Annotated in this window: 17 protein-coding genes and 4 tRNA genes; 13 read left to right on the top strand and 8 right to left on the bottom strand. The window is 72.0% G+C overall.

Features of this window, described 5'->3' with window-relative positions:
- The first annotated feature begins 9 nt into the window (after positions 1-9).
- The 6 genes from SOM35_RS06500 (at position 10) to csrA (ending at position 5,578) form a co-directional block, all read left to right on the top strand.
- Complete coding sequence (locus SOM35_RS06500) at positions 10-285, top strand: flagellar biosynthetic protein FliQ (protein ID WP_110902510.1); 276 nt, start codon at positions 10-12, stop codon at positions 283-285.
- Positions 285-1,046: a flagellar biosynthetic protein FliR gene (locus tag SOM35_RS06495; RefSeq protein WP_221851395.1), complete on the top strand. Its 762-nt coding sequence runs from the start codon at positions 285-287 to the stop codon at positions 1,044-1,046. Before SOM35_RS06500 ends, SOM35_RS06495 begins: the two co-directional genes overlap by 1 nt.
- A 4-nt stretch (positions 1,047-1,050) precedes the next feature.
- Positions 1,051-2,250, top strand: a complete 1,200-nt coding sequence (locus SOM35_RS06490; RefSeq protein ID WP_320514782.1) for an EscU/YscU/HrcU family type III secretion system export apparatus switch protein — start codon at positions 1,051-1,053, stop codon at positions 2,248-2,250.
- Positions 2,247-4,301 carry a flagellar biosynthesis protein FlhA gene (locus SOM35_RS06485; RefSeq protein WP_111073367.1) on the top strand — a complete coding sequence of 685 codons (2,055 nt, stop codon included), beginning with the start codon at positions 2,247-2,249 and terminating at the stop codon, positions 4,299-4,301. Before SOM35_RS06490 ends, SOM35_RS06485 begins: the two co-directional genes overlap by 4 nt.
- Entirely contained in the window at positions 4,276-5,235 is a 960-nt protein-coding gene (locus tag SOM35_RS06480; protein ID WP_320514781.1) for a hypothetical protein, read from the top strand. Before SOM35_RS06485 ends, SOM35_RS06480 begins: the two co-directional genes overlap by 26 nt.
- A 94-nt stretch (positions 5,236-5,329) precedes the next feature.
- Positions 5,330-5,578, top strand: a complete 249-nt coding sequence (csrA, locus tag SOM35_RS06475) for a carbon storage regulator CsrA (protein WP_111073369.1) — start codon at positions 5,330-5,332, stop codon at positions 5,576-5,578.
- 231 nt (positions 5,579-5,809) lie between these two features.
- On the opposite strand, the gene SOM35_RS06470 is transcribed toward csrA, so the two are convergent.
- Positions 5,810-7,930: an acyl-CoA dehydrogenase family protein gene (locus tag SOM35_RS06470; protein WP_320514780.1), complete on the bottom strand. Its 2,121-nt coding sequence runs from the start codon at positions 7,928-7,930 to the stop codon at positions 5,810-5,812.
- 231 nt (positions 7,931-8,161) lie between these two features.
- On the opposite strand from SOM35_RS06470, the gene SOM35_RS06465 reads away from it, so the two are divergent.
- Positions 8,162-9,625 (top strand): peptide MFS transporter, encoded by a 1,464-nt coding sequence (locus SOM35_RS06465; protein ID WP_320514779.1) that lies wholly within the window; start codon positions 8,162-8,164, stop codon positions 9,623-9,625.
- A gap of 217 nt (positions 9,626-9,842) precedes the next feature.
- On the opposite strand, the gene SOM35_RS06460 is transcribed toward SOM35_RS06465, so the two are convergent.
- The 5 genes from SOM35_RS06460 to SOM35_RS06440 all read right to left on the bottom strand — a co-directional run bounded on the left by SOM35_RS06460 (position 9,843) and on the right by SOM35_RS06440 (position 16,216).
- On the bottom strand, positions 9,843-10,184 hold the full coding sequence (locus tag SOM35_RS06460; protein WP_320514778.1) for a hypothetical protein: 342 nt from the start codon (positions 10,182-10,184) through the stop codon (positions 9,843-9,845).
- An 88-nt stretch (positions 10,185-10,272) separates the two neighbouring features.
- Positions 10,273-13,638 carry an ATP-binding protein gene (locus SOM35_RS06455; RefSeq protein WP_320514777.1) on the bottom strand — a complete coding sequence of 1,122 codons (3,366 nt, stop codon included), beginning with the start codon at positions 13,636-13,638 and terminating at the stop codon, positions 10,273-10,275.
- Entirely contained in the window at positions 13,635-14,501 is an 867-nt protein-coding gene (locus SOM35_RS06450) for a DUF4194 domain-containing protein (protein WP_320514776.1), read from the bottom strand. The genes SOM35_RS06455 and SOM35_RS06450 overlap by 4 nt, the downstream gene beginning before the upstream one ends.
- Positions 14,498-16,033: a DUF3375 family protein gene (locus SOM35_RS06445; RefSeq protein WP_253463026.1), complete on the bottom strand. Its 1,536-nt coding sequence runs from the start codon at positions 16,031-16,033 to the stop codon at positions 14,498-14,500. The genes SOM35_RS06450 and SOM35_RS06445 overlap by 4 nt, the downstream gene beginning before the upstream one ends.
- A 110-nt stretch (positions 16,034-16,143) precedes the next feature.
- A tRNA-Val gene (locus SOM35_RS06440) sits at positions 16,144-16,216 on the bottom strand.
- 248 nt (positions 16,217-16,464) lie between these two features.
- On the opposite strand from SOM35_RS06440, the gene SOM35_RS06435 reads away from it, so the two are divergent.
- The 4 genes from SOM35_RS06435 to SOM35_RS06420 all read left to right on the top strand — a co-directional run bounded on the left by SOM35_RS06435 (position 16,465) and on the right by SOM35_RS06420 (position 17,550).
- Positions 16,465-16,536, top strand: a tRNA-Gly gene (locus SOM35_RS06435).
- A gap of 86 nt (positions 16,537-16,622) precedes the next feature.
- Positions 16,623-16,696: transfer RNA gene (locus tag SOM35_RS06430), tRNA-Cys, on the top strand.
- A 23-nt stretch (positions 16,697-16,719) separates the two neighbouring features.
- Positions 16,720-16,791, top strand: a tRNA-Val gene (locus SOM35_RS06425).
- A 183-nt stretch (positions 16,792-16,974) separates the two neighbouring features.
- Complete coding sequence (locus SOM35_RS06420; RefSeq protein WP_320514775.1) at positions 16,975-17,550, top strand: hypothetical protein; 576 nt, start codon at positions 16,975-16,977, stop codon at positions 17,548-17,550.
- 24 nt (positions 17,551-17,574) lie between these two features.
- Here SOM35_RS06420 and SOM35_RS06415 read toward each other — a convergent pair whose 3' ends face one another.
- Both SOM35_RS06415 and katG read right to left on the bottom strand, forming a co-directional pair.
- A complete protein-coding gene (locus SOM35_RS06415; RefSeq protein WP_320514774.1) occupies positions 17,575-18,105 on the bottom strand; it encodes a hypothetical protein in 531 nt (176 codons plus the stop codon).
- Positions 18,106-18,287: 182 nt separating this feature from the next.
- Positions 18,288-20,594 (bottom strand): catalase/peroxidase HPI, encoded by a 2,307-nt coding sequence (gene katG / locus SOM35_RS06410; protein ID WP_320514773.1) that lies wholly within the window; start codon positions 20,592-20,594, stop codon positions 18,288-18,290.
- 168 nt (positions 20,595-20,762) lie between these two features.
- Here katG and SOM35_RS06405 point away from each other — a divergent pair, with 168 nt between their 5' ends.
- Together SOM35_RS06405 and SOM35_RS06400 are read left to right on the top strand one after the other, a co-directional pair.
- Entirely contained in the window at positions 20,763-21,506 is a 744-nt protein-coding gene (locus tag SOM35_RS06405) for a hypothetical protein (RefSeq protein WP_320514772.1), read from the top strand.
- A 97-nt stretch (positions 21,507-21,603) separates the two neighbouring features.
- On the top strand, positions 21,604-23,475 hold the full coding sequence (locus tag SOM35_RS06400; RefSeq protein ID WP_320514771.1) for a cellulose binding domain-containing protein: 1,872 nt from the start codon (positions 21,604-21,606) through the stop codon (positions 23,473-23,475).
- The last annotated feature ends 7 nt before the right edge of the window (positions 23,476-23,482 follow it).

Below are 23,482 nucleotides of genomic sequence, written 5' to 3'. Positions count from 1 at the left end.
GGGCCCCTCGTGAACCAGCAGGCGGTCATCGACCTGACCCTCCAGGCGCTCCTCGTCGCCGGCAAACTCGCGGCGCCCGTGCTCATCACGTCCCTCGTCGTCGGCTTCGCGATCTCACTGTTCCAATCCGTGACGCAGATCCAGGAGGTCACGCTCTCGTTCGTGCCGAAGGCCCTGGCCGTCGCCATCGCGCTGGTCGTCTGCGGCAACTGGATGATCTCCGAGATGATCGCGTTCACCCACGTGGCGTTCGACATGATCCCGAAGCTGCTCGGGAGCGGCTGATGGACCTGGTCTTCGACGCCGCCCGACTCGAGGGCACGATGCTCGCCGGGGTCCGGCTCGTCGCGTTCTTCGTCGTCGCGCCGCCGTTCTCGTACAAGGCGTTCCCCGGCGTGGTGAAGGTCATCCTCGGCCTGGGGCTCGCGATCGGCCTCGCCCCGAAGGTCACCGCCGGGTACGAGCAGCTCGACACCGCGGCGTTCCTGGTCGCCCTCGTCACCCAGCTGCTCGTCGGCCTGGTGCTGGGCTTCATGGTGTACCTGGTGTTCGCGGCCGTGCAGTCCGCCGGTGCGCTCGTCGACCTGTTCGGCGGGTTCACCCTGGCGCAGGCGTACGACCCGCAGTCCCAGGTGAACGGCGCCCAGTTCACCCGGCTCTTCCAGATGGCGTCACTCGCGCTGCTGTTCGCCTCGGGTGGGTACCAGCTCATCATCGGCGGGCTCGTCCGCTCGTTCGACGGCGTCCCGCTCGTGGACGGCCGGTTCCCGATCGACGGCGTCGCACCGATGCTCGTCGCCGCGTTCGGGCAGATGTTCCTCGCCGCACTGCAGATCGCCGGTCCGCTCGTCGTCGTCCTGTTCCTGGCCGACGTCGGGCTCGGCCTGCTGACCCGTGTCGCCCCGGCGCTCAACGCGTTCCAGATGGGCTTCCCGATCAAGATCGGCCTCACCGTCCTGTTCGCCGGCGCGCTGTTCATGGCGCTGCCGAGCGTGGTGTCCTCGCTCACCGGCGACGCCGTCCAGGCGATCACGGGCAGGGGGTGACGACGTGTCCGACAGCGGAGAGCGCTCCGAACAGGCATCCGACAAGCGGATGCGCGAGGTGCACCGGAAGGGGCAGCTCGGCCGGTCGCAGGACCTCAGCGCGTGGATCGGCATCGCCGTCGCCGCGCTCATGATCCCGTCCACGATCGGGCACGCCTCGGCCGCCGGGCAGCAGCAGCTGCACGCCGTGACGCTCGTCATCGCCGACCCGAGCATCGGCACGATGCGGCACGTGCTCGACGACGCCCTCGGCTCGATCGGCAGCACCGTCGGTCCGATGCTCGGCGTCGTCGCGGTCGCCGTGCTCGCCGTCGCGGTCGCGCAGGGCGGAGTCCACTTCAAGAAGCTGACCCCCGAGCCGGAGCACTTCGACCCCGTCGCCGGCGTGAAGCGGGTGTTCGGCACCCAGGCGCTCTGGAACGGGCTGAAGGCACTGCTGAAGACCGCGGTCGTCGGCCTGGTGCTCTGGTTCGCCGTCCAGGGCCTCGTCCCCGTCCTGATGTCGAGCGGGTCGCTGCCGCTGACGAGCGTCCTCGAGGCCGCCGGCGACGGCGCGGGCACCCTGCTCCGGGCCGCGATCGCGGCCGGGCTCGTCCTCGCCGCCCTCGACGTGTTCGTGGTCGTCCGGCGGAACCGCAAGCGCACCATGATGACCAAGCGCGAGGTGAAGGACGAGAACAAGCAGGCCGAGGGCGACCCGCTCGTGAAGTCGCAGCGCCGCTCGCGCCAGCTCGCCGCCAGCCGGAACCGGATGATCGCCGCGATCGGCACCGCCGACGTCGTCATGACCAACCCGACGCACTACGCCGTCGCGATCAAGTACGAGGCCGGCAAGTCCGCACCCCGCGTCGTCGCCAAGGGGGCCGGTCCGGTCGCCGACGCCATCCGCCAGAAGGCGACCGAGGAACGCGTGCCGATGGTGCAGGACATCCCGCTCACCCGGGCACTGCACGCCGCGTGCGAGCTCGGCCAGGAGATCCCGGTCGACCTCTACACGCCCGTCGCCCGCGTCCTGTCCTTCGTCATGACGCTCGCCGCCCGCGGGGCCACCGCCGGCACCCACACCCCGCCCCGTCCCACCACCCCGGAGGAGGTCGCCACCGTGCTCGACCCGACCACGCTCAGCGGCGACGTCCGCCCCCGGAAGCTCCGGACCCCGCGTCCCGTCCCCGACCACACTCCCGGAGAGGCCCTCCCCGCATGAAGCGCGCCGACCTGCCGAAGTTCGCCGTCCCGGTGCTCATCGTCGGCATCATCCTGCTGCTGATCCTGCCGGTACCGCCGTTCCTGCTGGACGTCCTCATCATCTGCAACATCCTGCTGGCGCTGGTGATCCTGCTCACGACGCTGTTCGTCAAGAAGCCGCTCGACTTCTCGGTGTTCCCGTCGCTGCTGCTCGTCGCGACGCTGTTCCGGCTCGGACTCAACGTCGCCTCGACCCGGCTCGTGCTGGCACAGGGCTTCGCCGGGGACGTCATCCAGGCGTTCGGGCACGTCGCCGTCGCCGGTTCGGTCATCATCGGCGCGGTGATCTTCCTCATCCTCGTGGTGATCCAGTTCGTCGTCGTCACGAAGGGCGCCGAGCGCGTCGCCGAGGTCGGCGCACGCTTCACCCTCGACGCGATGCCCGGCAAGCAGATGGCGATCGACGCGGACCTCAACGCCGGCCTCATCACCGACGTGCAGGCCAAGGAACGGCGTGCCGCGGTGTCCGCCGAGGCCGACTTCTACGGCGCGATGGACGGTGCGTCGAAGTTCGTCAAGGGCGACGCGATCGCCGGCATCCTGATCCTCGTCATCAACCTGGTCGGCGGCATCGCGATCGGCATGCTGCAGAACGGCATGTCGATCACCGACGCCCTGTCGCACTACGGCATCCTCACCATCGGTGACGGCCTGGTGTCGCAGATCCCGGCGCTCCTGATGGCCGTGTCGACCGGCATGATCGTCACCCGCTCCGGTGCCGAGTCCGACATCGGCACGTCGGCGTCCGACCAGCTCTCGCAGTCCCGCACCGCCCTGATGATCGCCGGTGCCGCCGCGATCGCGATGGGGTTCATCCCCGGCATGCCGATCCTGCCGTTCCTGCTCATCGGCGCGACGCTGCTGTTCACCGGGTGGCGGATCGGCCAGAACGCCAAACGCGCCGCCGCCACGGCTGCCGAGCAACAGGCGCTCGAGGCAGCCGTCCCCACGAGCGACACCCCCGAGGACCTCCTCGAGCAGATGCGCGTGCACGCCCTCGAGATCCTGCTCGCCCCCGACCTCGTCGACATGGTCTCCGGCGCCTCCGACGACCTGCTCGGCCGGGTCCGGGCACTCCGCCGGAAGATCGCCGTCGACATGGGCATCGTCGTCCCGCCGGTGCGCACCCGCGACAGCATCGACCTGCCGCCCGCGACCTACGCCATCCGCATCGCCGGGGTCGAGGCCGGCCGAGGCACCGCCCCCGCGCGGAGCGTCCTGGCCCTCGGCGAACAGCTCGACGGCCTGCCCGGCGACCCGACCGTCGAGCCGGTGTTCGGCCTGGCCGGCAAATGGGTCCCCGCGGAACTCCGGCACGCCGCCGAGATGACCGGCGCGACCGTGATCGACCGCGTGTCCGTGCTCGTCACCCACCTGCAGGCCGTCATCGGCGACAACGCCGCCCGCCTGCTCACCCGCGAGGACGTCAAGGTCCTGGCCGAGGGCGTGAAGCAGGTCAACCCCGCCGCCGTCGAGGAACTCGTCCCCGCCATGCTGTCGATGGCCGAACTGCAGCGCGTGCTGCAGGGACTGCTCGCTGAGCGGGTGCCGATCAACGACCTCGGCCGGATCTGCGAGGCCCTGACCCTCCGCGCGAAGGTCTCCACCGACCCGGAGGGCCTGGTCGAGTCGGCACGCGCCGCACTCGGACCCGCGCTGGCCGCCCGACACCTCGACGGCACCGTGCTCCGCGTCATCATGATCGACCCGGTACTCGAACAGGCGATGCTCGAAGGACTCCGACCGTCCGAACAGGGCAGCCAGATCCTGCTCGACGCACACCGCATCGAACAGGTCCTCGGCTCGGTGCGCGACTCGGTCCGCGCCGTCGAGGACCAGGGCCTGTCCGCCGTCCTGGTCTGTGCACCCCAGCTCCGCCCGGCCGTGCACCGCATGGTGTCCGCGCAGGCGAACGGCCTGCCGGTGCTGTCGTACCAGGAGGCCACCGCCGCGGGCTCCACCATCGAGACCGTGGGAGTGGTCCGTGCCGCCGATCCGATCGCAGCGTAACGGCGCCACGCTCGACGAGGTCCGCGCCAGCGTCCTCGCCGAGTTCGGCCCCGGCGCCCGCATCGTCTCCGCCGAACGGGTCACCAGCGGTGGGGTCGCCGGGCTGTTCCGGAAGGCACACGTCGAGGCCGTCATCGAGGTCCCCGACCCGTTCGACCCGCCGACCGCCCGCGTCGCCATCGCCTCGTCCCCGGCCAAGCGGGTCGGCATCGCGGCGCTCCTCGCGGACGCCGAGGCGGCCGAGTCCCGCATCGCCGAGACCGACGGCACCGCGGGCACCCGTGCGGACGCCTTCGCGTCGGTCCTCGACGGCTTCGCGTCCGACGGGCTGGCTCCGCCGCGCCGGGCCGCCGGCCGACCTGCGCCGGGCGAGCCGGGCCTCCCGTCCGTCACCGACGGTGCCGTCACCAGCCTGCCGGGAGGCGCGGAGACCGACCCATGGGCCGACCTGCGTGCCGAGCTGCTCGCCCCCGGCGCCGCGGCTGCCGCGGTCGCCGTCGCAGCGGCCGTGCCGACGCCGGTCCCGCCGCCCGCACCCGCCGTCCGGTCGGCGGACGGGGACCTGGTCCTGCTCGTCGGCCGCGCGACCGACGTGGACGCCGCCGCCGGGGTCTTCGCGAACCGGCACGGACTCCGAGCGACAGCCGCCTCGGACCGGCGGAGCGGGATCCTCGCCCGTGCCGATGCGGTCCGCGACGGCGTGGCGCTGCTCGCGGTCGCCGCGTGGACGGACGTGGCGACCACCGCCTCGCTCGCGCCGGACCAGGTGTGGGTCGTCGTGGACGTCGGGCGGAAGCACGAGGACGCCGTCGCGATGCTGACGGCCGTGGTCGAGGTCGGGGTGCCGATCGCCGGCGTCCTGGCCATCGGCGCCGAGGAGACCAACACCCCGGAGACCGTCCGCCTGCTCAGGGTCCCGGTCCGCACGCTCTGACCCGTGCCCGTGCCCGTGCCCGTGCCCGTGCCGGTGCTGGTGCCGGTGCTCGTCGCTGCCGGGCCGTCGGCGGGGGAGTCGCTAGGCTGGTCCGGTGCTGGTACTCACGCGGAAGGTCGGCGAGCGGATCCTCATCGGTGACGACATCGTCATCACGGTGCTGGACTCCCGCGGGGACGGCGTGCGCATCGGGATCGATGCCCCGCGTGGCGTGAAGATCCAGCGCGAAGAGGTCGTCCGAGCCGTGGCCGAGGCGAACGTCGCCGCCGCTGGCGCCGACGACGACGCCGAGGCGCGCTTGCGCGCCGCGCTCGGCGCTCCGCGGCCTCCCGCCGCCGACTGACGCGCTGCCGCCGCGCTGCGCGCTGCCGCGGTTCGGCTGCGCCCAACCGCGTCCGCCTCGCGCCACGGCATCCCGCGGTTCAGGCGGGTCTCCGTTGTGCGGGTCCTCGCCGCGCCGCGCCGGCGCCAGCGCCGGCGCGCGGCGCCGCCCGGGCGGCACGAACGGGAACCGCCCGTCACCGCGAGAAGTCGCGGTGACGGGCGGATGCCGCCGTGCAGGTCCGGCTCGCGCCTACGGGCGGGGCTTCTTCTCCTGCTCGGGGAGCCGGCCCGCGGCACGCTCGGCGGCGTACCAGGCGCGGGCCTCGTCCTGGCGGGCCTGCTCGGCACCGGCCGCGATGGGGGAGCGGACGTGCTCGGGCTCGTACCCGAAGGACTCGAGCAACTGCGGGACGACCGGGCGGATCCGCGCCACGAGCCGGTCGACGTACGCCGACACCGCGCGGGCACGCTGCGCCGAGAGCCGACCGTGCAGCAGGTGCCAGTCGAGGTGCTGCTCGATCAGCCCGAGGGCGAACAAGTCCCGCAGCCAGACGAGCACGGTCTGCGTGTCACCCGGCGGCACGTCGGCGATCGCGTCGGTGAAGGCGTCCCACTGCATGAGTTCCGCGTGCGCCTTCGACGCCTCGATGAGCTCGTGCTGCGACCGGTTGAGCAGCACGGCGGCGCGCGCACGGTCCTTGCCCGCGGTGCGCAGCCGCATCCCGATCTCGGTCACCATGGTCTCGACACGCCCGGCCAGCAGTGCTCGCTGGGTGCCGGCGTCCTGCAGGTCGGCGACCGAGGCCGCGAGCGACCCGCGGTCCGAAACGGTCTGACCGAGTCGACGGAGGCCCGTGGCGTCGGCGAGCTTCGAGGCGACCTGGGCGGCGACGAACTTCGCGGTCGACGCGGCATCCCGCGGCGCGGCCTTCCGGAAGTCGGTCAGCAGACGCTTGCCGACGAGCTGCAACAGCACGGTGTTGTCGCCCTCGAACGTCACGTAGACGTCCAGGTCGGACCGGAGGCTCGTGATCCGGTTCTCGGCGAGGAACCCCGCGCCGCCGGTCGCCTCGCGGCACTCCTGCAGCGTGTCGAGGGCCGACCAGGTCGACATCGACTTGAACGCCGCGGCCTGGGTCTCGAGGTCCTCGCGGCGCTCCGGGGTGTCGGCCCGTCCGCTGAACACGTCGTCGAAGGTCTGCAGCAGCTTCTCGTGGGCGAACGACTGCGCGAACACCGTCGCCAGACGCGGGATCAGGCGGCGCTGGTGACGGCCGTAGTCGAGGAGCACGCCCTCCTGCCCGTCGCCGGTCGGGAACTGCCGACGCTGCATGGCGTAGGTCAGGGCGATCTGCAGGCCGACCTTCTGTGCGACGACCGCGGCACCGTCGAGCGAGACCCGACCCTGCACGAGGGTGCCGAGCATCGTGAAGAACCGGCGGCCGGGGGACTCGATGGGCGAGGAGTAGGTGCCGTCCTCGGCGACGTCGCCGTAGCGGTTCAGCAGGTTCGTGCGGGGGATCCGGACGTGGTCGAACCAGAGCCGTCCGTTGTCGATGCCGTTGAGACCGCCCTTGACGCCGTCGTCCTCGCCGCCGACCCCGGGCAGGAAGCCGTCCTCGTCGCGCAGCGGGACGTAGAACGCGTGCACGCCGTGGTCGACGCCCTGCGTGACGAGCTTGGCGAACACGACGGCGGCCTTGCCGTGCAGGGCCGCGTTGCCGATGTAGTCCTTCCACGCACCGCGGAACGGCGTGTGCACCACGAACTCCTGCGTCTCCGGGTCGTAGGTCGCGCTGGTGGCGATGTTCTGCACGTCGGAACCGTGGCCGGTCTCGGTCATCGCGAAGCAGCCGGGGACGTCGAAGGCGATGATGCCGGGCAGGAACTCGCGGTGGTTCCGCTCGGTGCCGAGGTGGTGCACGGCGGAGGCGAAGAGCCCCCACTGCACGCCGGCCTTGATCTGCAGCGACGGGTCCGCGACGGTGAGTTCCTCGAACGCCGCCAGGTTGCCGCCGTGGTTGTCCTGGCCGCCGAACTCGAGCGGGTAGGGGCGCTGGATCGCGCCGGCGTCGACCAGGATGCGGAGCTGCTCGAAGACCCGGGCGCGGTGTTCGGCGATCGGCTGTCCCTCGATCTTGTGCAGCGCGGGGTCGCGGGCCAGGCGGCGGGAGATCCGGCGGTCCTCCGCCCAACGACCGAGCAGGTGCTCGGCGAGCAGGTCGACGTCGATGCGGACGTCGGTGTCGGTGCTGCCGGTGGGCGTCCCCACCGCCGGGTCGCCGGTGGCGTCGGCCTTCGGCGCGCTGCCGGTGTCGGTGTCGGTCGGGCGGCGTTCGGCGCTGCTGCGGACTGGTGCGATGTCGACCATCGGGTGCCTCCTGGACTGCACGGTGCACGGACCGCGTCACTGCACGGCGGTCCGACCAGGCCAGCGTAAGCACCGGTGTCGCGGATGGCATGACAGCCGTGCCAGGGCCACAACCGGCCGCCCCGCCGACCCGGCGCCGTTCGTGGGAACCCTCCAAGACCCGCCCGGGACATCCGTCGAGACCCTGGCAACGATTCGGTGCGGCCCCCGTTCCGGGGCACACTCTCCGCCATGTCGAGCACCACGAAGCCCGAGCGGCGCAGCAGCGGACGCACCTTCTTCGGGCAGCCGTTCGAGCTGTCCACGCCCTTCGCCGTCGAGCTGTGGGAGCGCTTCTCGTTCTACGGCATGCAGGGCATCGTCCTGCTGTACATGTACTACTCGGTCACGCGCGGCGGGCTGGGCATCGACGAGGGTCTCGCCAAGGGCATCATGGGCGCCTACGGCGGCTCGGTGTACCTGTTCACGATCATCGGCGCCTGGGTCGCCGACCGGCTGATCGGTGCCGACCGCACGCTGTTCGGCAGCGCCGTCGTCGTGATGCTCGGGCACATCGCGCTCGCCCTGGTGCCGGGTGTCGCGGGCATCGGCGTCGGCCTCGTGCTCATCGCGCTCGGGTCCGGCGGGCTCAAGGCCACCGCGACGACGATCGTCGGCTCGCTGTACACGCGGGACGACCCACGCCGCGACGCCGGGTTCTCGCTCTACTACCTGGGGGTGAACCTCGGCGGGTTCGCCGGGCCGCTGCTCACCGGGCTGCTGCAGTCGACGCTCGGCTTCCACTACGGCTTCGGGCTCGCCGCGGTCGGCATGGCTGCGGGGCTGGTGCAGTACGCGGTCCGCCGCCGGAAGCTGCCCGACGCGGTGCAGCACGTCACGAACCCGCTGCCGCGGTCGCGGTACCCGCTGGTCGTCGTCGTGGTCGTCGTCGCGGTCGTGGTCGTCGCGGTGGCCGTGCTCACCGGACTGCTGAACGTCTCCACGCTGCCGGTCGTGGTGGTCGCCGTCGTGGTCGTCGCCACCATCGCGTACTTCGTGGTGATCCTGTCCAGCGGCCTGACCTCGGACGAGCGCTCCCGGGTGTTCGCGTTCATCCCGCTGTTCATCGGCAGCGCGGTGTTCTGGTCGCTCTACCAGCAGCAGTTCACCGTCGTGACGGTCTACGCCGACCAACGCCTGGACCGCGACCTGTTCGGCTTCCCGATGCCGGTGTCGTGGGTGCAGTCGATCAACCCGATCATGATCATCGCGCTGTCCGGGCTCTTCGCCGCGCTCTGGACCCGCCTGGGTGACCGCCAGCCGTCCACGCCGACCAAGTTCGGCCTGGGCGCCGCGATCATGGGCGTGGCGTTCCTGCTCTTCCTGCCCTTCGTCGGCACCGGGGAGAACGGCACGCCGCTGCTCGCCCTGGTCGGCATCCTGCTCGTGTTCACCGTCGCGGAGCTGCTGCTCTCGCCGTCCGGGCAGTCCGTCGCCACGAAGCTCGCGCCGTCGAAGTTCCAGACGCAGATGGTCGCGCTGTTCTTCCTGTCGGTGTCGCTCGGCACCGCGTTGACCGGCGTGCTGTCGCGGTACTACGACCCGGAGAACGAGGCACCGTACTTCACGGTCCTCGGCCTGGTCGCCGTCGTGGTCGGCATCGTCCTGCTCGTCATCGCCCGGCCGGTCCTCCGACTCATGCGCGGCATCCGCTAAGTGCCCGCCACCAGGTGCGGGGCGCGCGCCACCGCACGTCGGACAGGCGCCGTCCGGTAGCCTTGGCCACAGCTGAACAGCACCGGATCACGAGGAGTCACCCCCATGCTCGAGCTCATCGCAGGCATCATCATCGGCATCGGCGTCCTCGGCGGCTTCGGGACCTGCCTGGCCTTCGCCGCCATGATGAAGTCCGGCTCCGAAGAGTACTGACCGCTCAGGACGCTCCGGCGTCCACGGTCTCCGGCTCCATCGGGACCGGCACCAACTGACGACTCGGGACGGTCGCGCGCTCGAACGGGCCGCGGCCGTCCGTCGTGTAGGCGGGCTCGTCGAACTCGACGACCCAGGCCACGCGCACACCGGCGCCGGCGTACCCGGCGAGCTGCGCGCCTCCCGGAGCGACGATCAGCCCGATCGGGTCGTCCGCCCACTGGTCGCCGCGGTCCGACGGGACCACCCGGACGACGGCACCGATGCCGAGCACCGGGACGTCCGACGGCACCGCCCCGACGGAGTCGTCGTGGGCAGCAGGGCGGGGAGTGCGACGTCCGAACACGCCACGACCCTACCGCCGGAGCCCCGCGAACGAACCGGCAGCGACCCGGCAGTACCGGCAGAGACACGGCCGGAACCCGGCCCCGCGCTCAGTCCCGCCGGATCTCCGTCACGGACGAGTACCCGGTGTCCGGGTGCTTCCGCATCGACAGCAGCCGCTCCATCGACGGCTCCAGGGCCGTGACCTTGTCGAGCGGCGCACTGACCACGAGCTGGAACCCGAGCCGCAACCACGCCGTCACGGCACGCCCGGCGAACTCCGAGTCGGCCTTGATGAACGCCTCGTCGAGGAACACCGGGGCGAACCGCGGGCGGGGCCGGGTCTCGTCGCCGAGCTGGTACCGCAGCGCCGCGCCGACGATGAACGCCACGAGCTCCTGCGTCTCCCCACCGGACTTGTCGCCGAGCGACGAGTACACGCCGAGGTCGTCGCCAGCGGTGTCGTACCGCACGGCCGTGATCTCCATGTGTCGCCGGACGTCGAGGACGGCGTCCCGCTGCGTCGTCCGGCCGCGCGGGGACTCCGGGTCGGGGCGGATGACGGCCATGAACCGGCGCAGGCGTCGGAACCGGGTCTCGAGGACGTCGTCGGTCAGCTCGGTGTCGACCGACGCGGACAGGGCGCGGAGCTCCTTGCGGAACTGGGTGACGTCCTCGCGGGTGACCCGGCGGATCACGATCTTCAGCCGGTCCCGGTTGGCGCCGAACGGCAGGTCGCGCAGGATCTCGTTGACCGGCTCGAGCCGCTCCTCGATCTCCACGACCGCGCGGTCGAAGGCACCGGAGAGCGGCACGAGGTCCTCGCCGCTCCACTGCGACAACCGGCGACGCCACTCGCTGCGTCGGGCGTGGAGGCCCGTGGCGACGATCTGGTCGAGGATCGCCCGGTAGTCCGGGTACGACGCCACCCCGGTGCCGAGGTTCGGGTCCGCCCACGCGTCCTGGTAGCGCTCGAACGTCGTGGTGAGCGCCACCGAGGCGGTCGCGGCGCCGTCGAGGGCCTGCGACAGCCGCTCCTCGAGTCGCCTCCGGAGGCGTTTGGTCGCGTCGTCGAAGCCGTCCACGCCGTCCGGGGCCCCGACCTCGTCGAAGGCCTCGGCGAGCAGGCGTTCCTGTTGCTCGTCCGGCAGCCGCTCGGGAGCGTCGGTGAAACGCTCGAGGATCTCGCTGGCGGCGTCCTGGCCGTCGACGAGCACCGCGTGGCGTTCCTCGAGCCGCTTGACGCTCAGGCGTGCGGCGGAGCGGCGGTCGGCGGCCTCGTCGAGTGCCGAACGCAGGCGGGCGACCGACTCGCGGAGCGTCCGCAGCCCGTCGTCGGCGGCGAGGAGGGCCCGCCGCTCGTCCTCCAGGCGGGTGAGCGACGCGTCGGCGCCGGCCACGTCGACGGCGTCCCAGGTGACGTCCACGCGGTGCTGGTGGGCGGTGCGGAGCGCGTCGAGGGCGGCCAGGTCCTGCGCGATGTCGGTGCGGCGGGCCTCCAGGGCGGTGAGGTCCGCGGCGATCTCGGCGAGCTCGGTCTCGACGGAGCGGACCCGTGACTCGTTCGTGAAGCCGATGACGTTCGCCTGGCGACGGTCGCCGTGGGCGCCGCGGCGGCCGTCGCGGAGCTGCCCGGCGGCGGTGACACGGCGGCCACCACCACCCAGGTCGGCGGCGTCCTCGACGCAGCGGGCGTCGATCCGGTCGGACTCGATGCGCTCCCGGACCCAGGTGCTGAACGGGGAGGGTTTGATCGCGAGCTTGCCCGAGACCATCGAGCTGTCACCCGGCAGGTCGAGGTGTGGCCCCATCGGGACCCCCTCGAACTGCACGCGGACCGGCAGGCGCAGGGAGTCGATGGCGGCGCTGAAGTCGTCGAGGCGGTCCTCGTCGACGAGCAGGGTGCGGGCGACCGGGGCGAGCACGGACTCGATCGCGGCGCGCCACTGTTCCTCGGCGGGCAGCACGTCGAGCAGTTCGGCGACGAAGGGGACGTCGGCGGGGTCGAGGCCGGCGGCCCGGGCCATCGCGACGCGGGCCTCGTGCATCGGCAGCGGCATGGCGCCCTGACGGTGCTCGAGCGACCGGCGCTCCTGGCGCAGGGTCCGCTCGCGGTCGAGGAGCGGGTACTCCTCGCGGGTGAGCGCGTCGCGACGGCTGTCCAGGTCGTCGCGACGGGCGCCGTAGGTGCCGAGGAACTCGTGGCTGGCACGCTGCGCCTCGGTGAACTCGGCCTCGGTGCTCAGCGGTTCGCCGAGGGGGGCGGTGCGCTCGTCGAAGACCTCGCGGGTGCGGGCGACGGCGGCGCGTTCCCGGGTGCCGCGGTCGATGCGGTCCTCCAGCTGCGCCAGCGCGTTGCCGCCGGAGTCGCGCAGCCGGGCCTCGGCGTCCCGCAGTTCGACCTCCACCGCGGCGTGCCGGGCCGAGGCTGCCTCGACCTCGGCGCGCGTGGCGGTGCGCTCACGGGTGTTCCGTTCGACCTCCAGGTCGAGCAGCTCCCGCTTCCGCGACGCCGTCCAGTGCGCGAAGGGGGAGACGTCGGCGCCGGTCGCGATGCCGTCGAGGGCCGCCGCGGCCGCACGGGAGCGTTCGATCTCGTCGTGCAGCTCGGTGATGGGGGAGAGGATGCGGACCTTGCGCTCCTCGGTGTCCATCGCCTCGTACGCCTCGTCGAGGGCGGCGAAGTGCGCGAGGGCACGATCGGCCGCCTCGTACGTGCCGGGGGTCTCGAGGACGAGGGACTTGTAGAGGGCGTCGACGGTCGGCATGTGCTGCCCGGCCTGGATCCGGGCGAGCAGGCGCATCGCCCGGTTGCCGCCACCGGAGTCGCCGATGCCCAGCCGGGTCTGCAGCGTGTACGCGAGCTCCTGGTAGGTGTCACGGATCACGAGCCCCGGGATCCGGCCGGTGAGCTCCAGGTGCGCGAATCGGGAGGGCACGAAGTCCTCGAGCCGACGCAGGTCGAACACGTCGTCGACGGTCGCCATGGTCATCTGGATGTCCGCCACACCGCGGGCACGGCGCGGCACGATGTAGGCGCGGAGGACGGTGAACCGCCGCTCGTCGTCGTTCCGGAACGTGACGGCGACGGCGCCCCACGTGGTCTGCTCGTCGCCGCGGAGCGTGACGTCCTTGAGCGCGCCGGTCTCCGGGTCCCGCCGGGTGTCGACCTTGCCGCGCAGGTAGGTCAGCAGGTTCCGCTGGTCGGCGCTCCGGGCACGCCCGGTCGTCGCGTCGTTCGAGGCGCCGTTGAACGGCACGTCGGACGGCATCATGACCGCCAGGTAGGCGTCCATCAGCGTCGACTTGCCGGTTCCGGAGGCACCGGAGATGAGCGTCGCCGTGCCGGAGAGCTCGACCTGGCGGTGGCCCTGGAAGCCGCCCCAGTTGACGACCTGCATGGACTCGGCGCGCCACTGCGCGACGGTGTCGAACAGGGCGGGGATGCCCGTGGTGTCGATGTCGACGGTGCTCACGCGCGGTCCTCCTCGGTGTCGTCGGGGTCGGTCCCGGTGTCCGGCTCGGCGTCGGTGTCGGTCTCGACGTCGGTGTCGTCCTCGCTGGCCGGGAGGCCCGGATCGCCCCCGTCGGTCGCCGCACCCCCGTCGGTGGTCGCGTTCCGCAGCGCCGTGCTCGTCAGCCACCGGTCGAGCTCGACCAGTCGCTCGAGGGGCAGGAGGACCTCGATGACGCTCGCGATCCGGAAGCGGTCCGGGTCGGTGGTCTTCAACAGCACCCGGGCCGTCACCAGCCGCTCGATCGCCTTGGCCACGCGGGCCTCGTCGCGGGTGCGGTCGGTCGCGGTCGCCGGCCGGAACCCGGAGACGTGTCCGAGGATCTCGGCCCGGTCCACGACGACCTGGTCGGGCCCTGGTCGGGCGTCGGCACGCAGGCGCATCCGCAGGTAGACGAGGACGATCGTCTCCTCGCGGGTGTACGGGGCGTCACGGAGCAGGGTCGGGAAGCCGCGTCGGGTGCTCTCGGACCGGGCCTGGCGCTTGAAGGCGACCTCGCGGTCCCGGTCGACGTGCAGTTCGAGGAACAGGTCGTTGAGCCGCGACCGCAGCTGGTGTTCGGCGTCCAGGACGGCGCGCCACTCGTCGCTGTGCGTCCGGGCGCTGACGTAGGGGTGGCGCAGCAGCGCGACCAGGGCGCGGCGCTGCGGTTCGTCGAGGCGACCCTCGTCGCCCTCGAACAGCGCGAAGGTGCTCTCGTCCCGCTCGGACTCGGACTCAGACTCGGACTCGGCCGCGTGCTCGTACGCACCGGTCGCGTCGTCGAGTCCGTCGTCGACCGAGGTGACCTCGTCGTGGACGGGTGCTGGCGTCGTGTCGCTCACCGTGCCTCCTGGCCGGGTTCGTCGTCGTGGTGCGGTGCGTCGCCCGCCGGGGCGAGGGCGGCGGTGGGCATGTGGAAGGTGACCGGCTCGCCGTCGGGCCGGACCGTGTGGTGCGGGGCGGAGGCCGTGCCCGCCTCGAAGTCGTCGTGTCCGGTGAGCAGGTGGGCGAGTCCGAAGAGCTCGACGGGCCGGCGCTGCTCGGCGGGCAGCGCGTGGAAGGCCTCGACGCTGGAGCCGGTCGCAGCGTGCGCCAGGACGTCGCGCAGCTCGGCGAGCAGCGGACCGCCGTGGCGGCGGAGTGACTCGACGTCGAGGTCCTCGAACACGTCGTCGTCCGGTTCCTCGATCGGTGGTGGCACGGACTCGGCGTCCGGGTCGTAGAACCGTTCGCGGAGCGTGCCGACCGCGGCGGACGGCGGCAGCAGTCCGAGCGGGACGCGGTCGCGCGCCGAGCCGGCGTCCATCCAGGCAGCCAGGCCGCGGTTGACGGACCGGAGCACGGCGTCGAGTTCGCGGTCGCGCACGACGTCGTGGGCGACGATCTGGTCGCGGAGCGTGGCCGTGAGCATCCGGCGCTGGGCGAGGACGTCCTCGATGCCCTGACGGAGGATGCCGACCGTCCCGCGGAAGGTCCGACGTTCGGTCGGGCTGAGTGAGCCCGCGAACGGGTGCTCGAGGATCGTGGTGATGTCGTCGCGGAGCCGGAGGAGCAGGGCGTCGTCACGCAGCAGCTCGAACGCTCCCTGGAACGCCCGGCCCTCGGGGGTCGACTCCATCAGGTTGTCGGTGCGGGCGAGGTAGTCGTCGAGGATCTCGCCGATCGGGCGGACCTCTTGTCGGAAGTCCTCGACGATCTCGCGGTGCATCGTCGCCACCGCTTCCTCGACGCGCTTGAAGTCGCTCGGCAGCTGGCGGATCAGGTCGGTGATGTTCGTGTAGCCGTCGCGCATCCGGTCCTCGTCGACCGTGACGACCTCGTCGCCGCGGGCCAGGCGGTCGCGTTCGGCCTGCAGCTCGGCGATCTGGGCGTCGAGCCGGCGGACCTGGGTGTCCCGGTCGGGTTCGGCACGGGCGGCCCAGCGGTGCACGGCGTCGACGATCATCGCCAGGCGGCTCTCGCTGATGAGCGCGCGCTCGGACGACAGCGCGTCGATCAGGCTCAGTGCTTCGAGGGCGTGGCTCGTCAGGCTGTACTGCTCGTCGCCGTCGGGGGAGTTCGAGCGCACCAGCCACTGCGCGGCCACCCACTCGCGGCAGAGCGACCGGCCGTTCGGACGTGGGGCCTCGCCGGCCGGCAGGTCACCGGTCGTGGAGTCGCTCGCCGGCACCCGCGCCCCCGTGGCCTGCAGCCGGGCGACGTGCTCCTCGACCTGCAGGTGCATCCGGTCGGCCGGCACGTACTGCACGTCGCGGTCGAACACCGTGCGGAAGACCGAGACGACCGCGGCGCTCGTCGGACGCGACATCAGTCGGAGCGTCGGACGGTCGAGTACCTGGCGGACCCGGGCGAACTCGAGGTCGACGTCGGTCATGCTGCCCCTGGTGGTCGGACGGTTCGCTGTGGCACGGGTGCCGGGATGCGAAGAGCCCGACGCGGTGGCGTCGGGCTCTTCGGGTGTTTCGACTGCCCGGAACGGGCACGTGGGCGATACCAGACTCGAACTGATGACCTCTTCGGTGTGAACGAAGCGCGCTACCAACTGCGCCAATCGCCCGTCGCACTTGCGTGCGGATCGATAGTAGCGGATGTCCGGCCGTGGTCGGAACACCGTCCGTCTGTCGCGCGCGTCGCTGGCCGGGCGGGCGGCCTGGAGGCCCGTGGAGACCCCGCCGATCCGCATGAACCCGGGGGACACGCCCGGTGAACGGAACGGGTTTTGGAGAAACAGCGTGAACTGGGTACAGTTTACGAGTCGCCGCGAGAGCGGGTCGGACAACACCGGTGTGACTCAGGTCAGACCATGCGGATGTGGCGCAGTGGTAGCGCATCACCTTGCCAAGGTGAGGGTCGCGAGTTCGAATCTCGTCATCCGCTCGAGGTGCCTGTCTTCTCCGGAAGACAGCAACTCTCCAGAAGAGGTATCCCACCGATCGGGTACTACGCCAGACGTGGACCTTGATGGTGGGGTGGCCGAGAGGCGAGGCAGCGGCCTGCAAAGCCGTCCACGCGGGTTCGAATCCCGTCCCCACCTCCAGTCCGCTCCGGCGGAACTCATCTGGGCGATTGGCGCAGCGGTAGCGCGCTTCCCTGACACGGAAGAGGTCACTGGTTCGATCCCAGTATCGCCCACAGAACGAAGACCCCCGGGAAACCGGGGGTTTTCGTGTTTTCTGGCTCCGTTGCGACCAGATGCACCCATCGTCTGCTCCGCCACGAAGGAGCACCGGGCTCCTGCGCCACCCGGTGAGGGACTGCCGTGCCGGACACTGCGTAGGCTCGGACGACCGAGGCCGAGGGGGCACCGTGCACAGCGTGACGAACGGGGACGGACGCCTGGTGATGCGGGTCGTCGTCACCCGCCTGCTCGTGGTCGGACTGAGCGCCGCCGTCCTGGGGAGCCTGCTCATCAGCCTGGCCGCCGGGTTCGACTGGCGATCGGTGGCGTTCGGGTTCTCGATCGCCGGCCTCGCCGTCGTGGTCACGGCGTTCACGCTGCGGGCGTCGCTCGGGACGAGCTGGTCCAACGGGCGGCGCTTCGGGGACGTCCAGGCAATCCGTCGGCTGCGTCGGGCGGTGCGGCGCGGGTCCGTCGACGGACTGACCGAGGATGACCGGCGCGTGGCGGAGGAGTACGCCCGCGGGTCGCGGGACAGCATCGTGGTCGATGCGGTGCAGAACGCCGGCCTCGGGCTCTCGATCGGGATGAACCAGGTGGCCCGGATGCTCGGCGGCACCGAGGTGGAGAGCTTCACCATCCTCCTCTTCGTCGTCGCCGTCGGGCTCGTCGTCGCCGCGGTCGTCACTGCGCTCGTGCAGGACCGACGTCGCCGCCGGTTCCTCGCGGTCCTCGACACGGTCGACGTCGCGCGCCGACAGCCGGCTGCGTGACGGCGGCCCGAGCGACGTCAGTGCTCAGCGAGGGCCCGGCACGTCGCAACTGGTAGCCGGGGACGGCTCCGAGCCATCGGCCCCCGTCGCGTCCGAGGACGACCTGCCCGCGCCCCGCAGCAGACACACGCCGAAGACGACCCCGCCCCAGACGAGCGCACCCAGCACGACGAGGAACGGTGCCGGCGCACGTGCGGCGCTCAGCAGTGCCGCGACCCACACGGTCGTGATCGCTCCGGTCCCGGCGGTGATGCCGCCCAGGACCCCGGCGGCGCCGAGGCGGCTGACGTCGGACGACAGCGGTACGGCGAGCACCGAGCAGAGGACCGCGCCGGCCAACCCCGGCACGAGCAGCGTCCAGAACAGCGACGACGCCGAGCCCCACTGGTCGGCGCCGGCTCCCGACCAGTGCACCGGGATCCGCGTCGGCGCTCCGGTCCAGGTCGTCCGCACGAGCACCACCACCAGTGACGGCACCCACGACAGGGCCGCACCCGCGATGAGCGCCCGGCTCACACGCAGCCCGGTCGCCCGCCGTCCGTCCGTCGCGGTCACGCCGCCCCCACCCCGAACTCCACCAGGTCGGTCGTCATGCCCTCCAGCGTGGCACGACTGCCCGCCCACGTCACCCGTCGGATCGGTCTCGGTCGCCCGCACCGACGACGGACGGGAGGCCCGGTACCAGCTGGCACCGGGCCTCCCGTCCGTCAGGTGGTCGCGTCCGCGACCCGACGCGGTCAGGCCGCCATCGGCCCGTACCGGCGGTGCCCCTTGACGTCGAAGCGGTCGAGCATCATGACCTTGTCCCAGACGTGGACGAAGTCGCGGACGAAGCGCTCCTGGCCGTCGGCACCCGCGTAGGCGTCGACGATCGACCGCAGCTGCGCGTTCGAGCCGAACAGCAGGTCGTGCCGGGTGGCGGTGAAGCGGGCCTCGCCGGTGGCCTTCGTCCGGCCGGTGAAGGTCGTCTCCGACTCGTCGTCCGGCGTCCAGTCGAGGTCCGTGTCGGTGAGGTGCACGAACCAGTCGGTGCTGAGGACGCCGACCCGGTCGGTGAGCACCCCGGTGTCCGAGCCGTCCCAGTTCGCGCCGAGGGAGCGGAGTCCGGCGGTGAGCACGGTCCACTCCGGAGCGGTGAGCGTGAGCAGGTTCGCCTTGTCCAGGAACGCGGACTCGGGGGCGACCCCGGGCGCGAACTCGGCGAAGCGCGGCGACAGGAAGTTCCGGAACCCGTCCGCGACCGGTCGGAGCCACTCGAACATCTCGATGTCGGTGAGCTCCTGGGTGGTGTCGACGCGGCCGGGGGTGAACGGCACGCTCGTCTCCGTACCGGCGGCCCGTGCGGCCTGCTCGACCGCCGCGCAGCCGCCCAGGACGATGAGGTCGGCCAGGGACACCTGCTTGCCGGAGGTCCGGGCGAAGTCCGCCTGCACCTCGCGCAGGGCGGCGATCACGGGGACCGTGCGACGGTTCACCGCCCAGTCCTTCTGCGGCGCCAGGGCAAGGCGGCCGCCGTTCGCACCACCGCGCTTGTCACTGTCGCGGTAGGTCGAGGCCGCCGAGAACGCCGTGAAGACGAGGTCGGAGACGGACTGACCGGTGGCGAGCGTCGCCTGCTGCAGCGCCGCGAGGTCGGACGCGTCGAGGGGGGCGCCCTCGGTCTCGGGCAGCGGGTCCTGCCAGAGCAGGTCGTCGGCGATCGTGACCTCCGGGCCGAGGTAGCGGTGCTTCGGCCCCATGTCGCGGTGCGTCAGCTTGTACCAGGCCTTCGAGAACGCGAGCGTGAAGAGGTCGAAGTCGGCGAGGAAGCGCTCGCAGACCTCCCGGTAAGCCGGGTCGACCTTCAGTGCGATGTCCGAGGTCATCATCATCAGGGGGTTCATCTGCCCGGGCACGTGCGCGTCGGGCGTCTTCGGGGCGTCCGGGTCGGTCGGGGTCCACTGCAGCGCACCGGCCGGGCTCTTCGTCTGCTCGAAGTCGTACCGGAACAGGTTCTCCAGGTAGGTGTTGTCCCACTGCGTCGGGTTCGGGGTCCAGCTGCCCTCGATGCCGTTCGTGGAGGTGTACTGCCCGTTGCCGGTGCCGACCGGGTTGTGCCAGCCGAGGCCCATCGACTCGATCGGCGCGAGCTCGGGCGAGGGGCCGATGTCCGCCGCGGGCACCTGGCCGTGGCTCTTGCCGAACGCGTGCCCGCCGGCGATGAGCGCGACGGTCTCCTCGTCGTTCATCGCCATCCGCGTGAAGGTGATGCGGATGTCACGAGCCGAGCCCATCGGGTCGCCGTTCGCGTACGGTCCCTCGGGGTTCACGTAGATGAGTGCCTGGTGCGACGCGGCGAGCGGGCTCTGCAGGTCGTAGTCGGCGTCACCGTTCTGTCCGGTCCACCGCTCGTCACGGGAGACCATGTCGTCGCCCTGGTGTGCCTGGTGCGGGTCCCACACCTCGGGGCCCCACCAGGTGCCGTCGTCGGGCTCCCACGCGTCCAGCCGTCCGCCGCCGAAGCCGTAGGTGGGCAGTCCCATCAGCTCCAGCGAGCAGTTGCCGGTCAGCACCATCAGGTCCGCCCAGGACAGGGCGTTGCCGTACTTCCGCTTGATCGGCTGCAGCAGCCGCCGGGACTTGTCGGTGTTGCCGTTGTCCCACCAGCTGCCGATCGGGGCGAAGCGCTGCATGGCCGTCCCGGCGCCACCGCGGCCGTCGGCGATGCGGTAGGTGCCGGCCGCGTGCCAGGCCATCCGGACCATCTGCGGGCCGTAGTTGCCGTAGTCGGCCGGCCACCAGTCGACCGACGTCGTCAGCAGCGTGGTGATCTCGCGCTTGAGCTCGTCGAGGTCGATCGTGGCGAAGGCGGCGGCGTAGTCGAAGTCGGCACCCAGCGGGTCGGCGTCGATGCCGTTCCGGTGCAGCAGCTCGACCCGGAGGCGCTGCGGGTACCAGCTCTCGAGCGTCGGCGCGTCGCCGAACGACCCGCCGAGGTGGTCACCTCCGGCCGGCAGTTCGCCGTCCATGTGGTGGGGACAGGTGTCGGTTCCGTCGTTGTGCACTGCAGACTCCTCGTGACGTCGTCCGACGCGGCGGGTCCGCCCCCCGATGGGCGGCGCGTCAGGCCCAGCGTGGGCGGTCGTGCTGGGAAGTCCGGGCGAAGAGTGCGTGTCGTGCTTCGAGGACTCGAACGAAGCCGCCACTGAGGGTCCGCGGGTACCGTCGGCCACATGGGGGACTTCTCGATCACCGACCGGACCGCCTTCCGCCGTGCCGTCCGAGGACTGGGCATCGCGGCGGTGGTCGCCACGCTCGTGTCGACCACCGCTTGCTCGTCCGTCGATCCGAGCGCGTCGGACAGCGCATCGCCGACGGCGACCGTGACGGCGACGGCGACGGCGCCCACATCGACGTCGTCGGACACGGGGGCGACCCCCACGCCGACGACCTCGCCGACACCGACAGCGTCAGGCAGCCCCTTCGCGCTGTCCGACCCCGACACGTGGACGATCTCCGGGGACGAGGTCGGCCCGATCGCCCTCGGGGGCAGCACCTCCGCCGAGGTCGACGACCTCCGCGCCGCCTACACGCGGGACTCCAGCGGTTGCCCCGCGTCTCCGGCCACCTCGTTCTGGCACCGTGAGGCCAGTCCGGGCCTCATCGTCGAGGACCGCGACGGCACGGTCACGGGCGTCGAGATCGGCGGTCCGCAGACGACTGCGACGTCGGTCACCGGACCGGAGACCTCGGCGGGCACGGGGGTCGGCAGCAGTATCGCAGAGCTCAAAGTAGCCCACCCCGACCTGGCGGCGCTGCCGATCGGGTCATCGGGGGAGCAGGCCGCGGTGCCGACGACGTGGACGATCGACGCCGGCTCGCGCCACATCACCTTCCAGCTCGGTCGGGACGGCGAGCACGTCGCCCTGGTCTGGGTGGGACAGCAGGCGACACCGCCCTACGAGTTCTGCGGCTGACGCCGACGGATCCCGCCGCACCGCCGATAGGTGCTGACGGAACACGAGGCCCGGCCCGAGGGGGCGGCGGGTGGTTCCCGAACCGAGGAGTGGCCCCATGCGGCGTCCGACCCTGATCCGACGGTTCCTGCCGGCGGCCGTGCTCCTCGCGCTGGTCCCGCTGGTCGGGTCGACGGTCACCGCTCCGCCGGCCTCGGCCGCGGTGACCCTGAAGGTGTCCGTCACGTGGAAGAACAGCGCGGTGACGTCCACCGGGTTCCGTTCCACGGTCGGCGTCACGAACGGGTCCGGCGCCACCTGGCGCGGCTGGACGATCCGGTTCGCGTACGCGTCGGACGCCCGCACGTTCCGCGACGTCAGGAAGGTGTCGAGCGCGAAGGGGTCGCTCACCCTGGCCGGGGTGACGGCGCGTCCGGACATCGCGACGGGAGCGACGGCCTCGTTCCGGATCGACTCGCGGAAGGTGCCGAAGGCGGGCACCGTACCGACCTCGTGCACGGTCATCGGTGCGGCGACGCCGTGCTCGGTGAACGGGGGTGCGACCACACCCGGCAAGCCGCCGGCCACCCCGGAAGCGACTCCGAAGCCGACCCCGACTCCGGCTCCGAAGCCGTCGACCGGGCGGGACGGCACCGTCGCGGTCGGCTGGTTGCACACCGCCACCTGGACGACCGGCAGCCAGTCCTCGGTCAGCGTGACGAACCGGACGGCTCTGCGTCTCGCCCCCTGGCGCATCCGCTTCACCACCGCCGACAGGGTCGCCACGATCTGGGATGCCAGCGCGAGCCCGACCACCGGCGGCTTCATCGCCTCCGCCCCGTCCTCCGCCACCACGCTCGAAGCCGGAGCTGCGACGTCGTTCGGGCTCACCTCGACGACCACCGGCGGTGCCGCCGTCGTCCCGACCGGCTGCACCGTGCTGGACCTGCCGGCCGGCACGGACGTCGCCTGCACCGTGTCCGGTGTCCCCGCGGGTCCGCCCGCCTCGAGCACTCCGGCGCCGACCCCGATCGCCGTGCCGGCACCACTGACCCAGCCGCGCGCTGGTCGGACCCTGATCGCCCCGTACGTCGACCTCGGGCTCTGGCCGACCGCCGACCTGCGGACCTTCGCGAAGCAGACCGGCATGCGGGCCTTCACGCTGGCGTTCGTCGTCTCGGACAACGGCGGCAACGCCTGCACCCCGGCCTGGGCGGGCTTCGACGCGTACCGGATCGGCGGCCCGCAGGACTTCCACGCGAACATCGCCGCGTTCCAGGCGAGCGGTGGCCAAGTGGTGGTGTCGTTCGGCGGTGCCGTGAACAGCGAACTCGCGCTGCGGTGCACCGACCCGGCGAAGCTGCAGGCGGCCTACCAGCAGGTCGTCGAGCGGTTCGGCGTCGACCGGATCGACCTGGACATCGAGGGCACCGCGCTCGGCGACACGGCGGCGAACCAGCGTCGCGCGACCGCCATCGCCCGGGTCGTCGCCGCACAGGCCGCGAAGGGTCGTCACCTCGACGTCTCCCTCACGCTGCCGGTGATGCCGACGGGGCTCCACGGCGAGGGGGTCGCGGCCGTCCGGGGCCTCGCCGCTGCCGGAGTCCGTCCGGTCGCGGTGAACCTCATGGCGATGGACTACGGACAGGGCACCCGGCCGATGGGCGCCGCCGCGAAGTCCGCCGCCGTGGCGACCGCCGGCCAGCTCGCGACGATCCCCACGTACGCCGGGCTCAGCGCCTCGGCACGGTTGTCGATGATCGGCCTCACGCCGATGGTCGGTCTCAACGACACCGGCGAGGTCTTCACCCGCGCGGACGCCCAGGACCTCGCCGCGTGGTCGGTGGCGAACGGCATCGAGGTGCTGTCCTACTGGGAAGCCACCCGCGACCAGCCGTGCAACCCGTCCATCGGCGCGTACATGTGCTCCGGCGTGCGGGACGCGCAGTGGTCGTTCGCGCACGCGGTGGTCACCGGCGCCACGCGCTGAGCCGGCC

This window comes from Curtobacterium sp. CFBP9011, from assembly GCF_034045095.1.
In the GTDB taxonomy this organism is placed as follows: domain Bacteria; phylum Actinomycetota; class Actinomycetes; order Actinomycetales; family Microbacteriaceae; genus Curtobacterium.
Note: the sequence above shows the minus strand (reverse complement) of the source record. Positions and strands in the feature narration are given on the sequence as shown.

Bases quoted from the DNA above. Each gene is read 5' to 3' on its own strand.
- SOM35_RS06405 (WP_320514772.1), top strand. From the start codon at position 20,763: ATGGGGGACTTCTCGATCACCGACCGGACCGCCTTCCGCCGTGCCGTC.
- SOM35_RS06495 (WP_221851395.1), top strand. From the start codon at position 285: ATGGACCTGGTCTTCGACGCCGCCCGACTCGAGGGCACGATGCTCGCC.
- SOM35_RS06470 (WP_320514780.1), bottom strand. From the start codon at position 7,930: ATGGTCGACATCGCACCAGTCCGCAGCAGCGCCGAACGCCGCCCGACC.
- SOM35_RS06465 (WP_320514779.1), top strand. From the start codon at position 8,162: ATGTCGAGCACCACGAAGCCCGAGCGGCGCAGCAGCGGACGCACCTTC.
- SOM35_RS06400 (WP_320514771.1), top strand. From the start codon at position 21,604: ATGCGGCGTCCGACCCTGATCCGACGGTTCCTGCCGGCGGCCGTGCTC.
- SOM35_RS06445 (WP_253463026.1), bottom strand. From the start codon at position 16,033: ATGACCGACGTCGACCTCGAGTTCGCCCGGGTCCGCCAGGTACTCGAC.
- SOM35_RS06485 (WP_111073367.1), top strand. From the start codon at position 2,247: ATGAAGCGCGCCGACCTGCCGAAGTTCGCCGTCCCGGTGCTCATCGTC.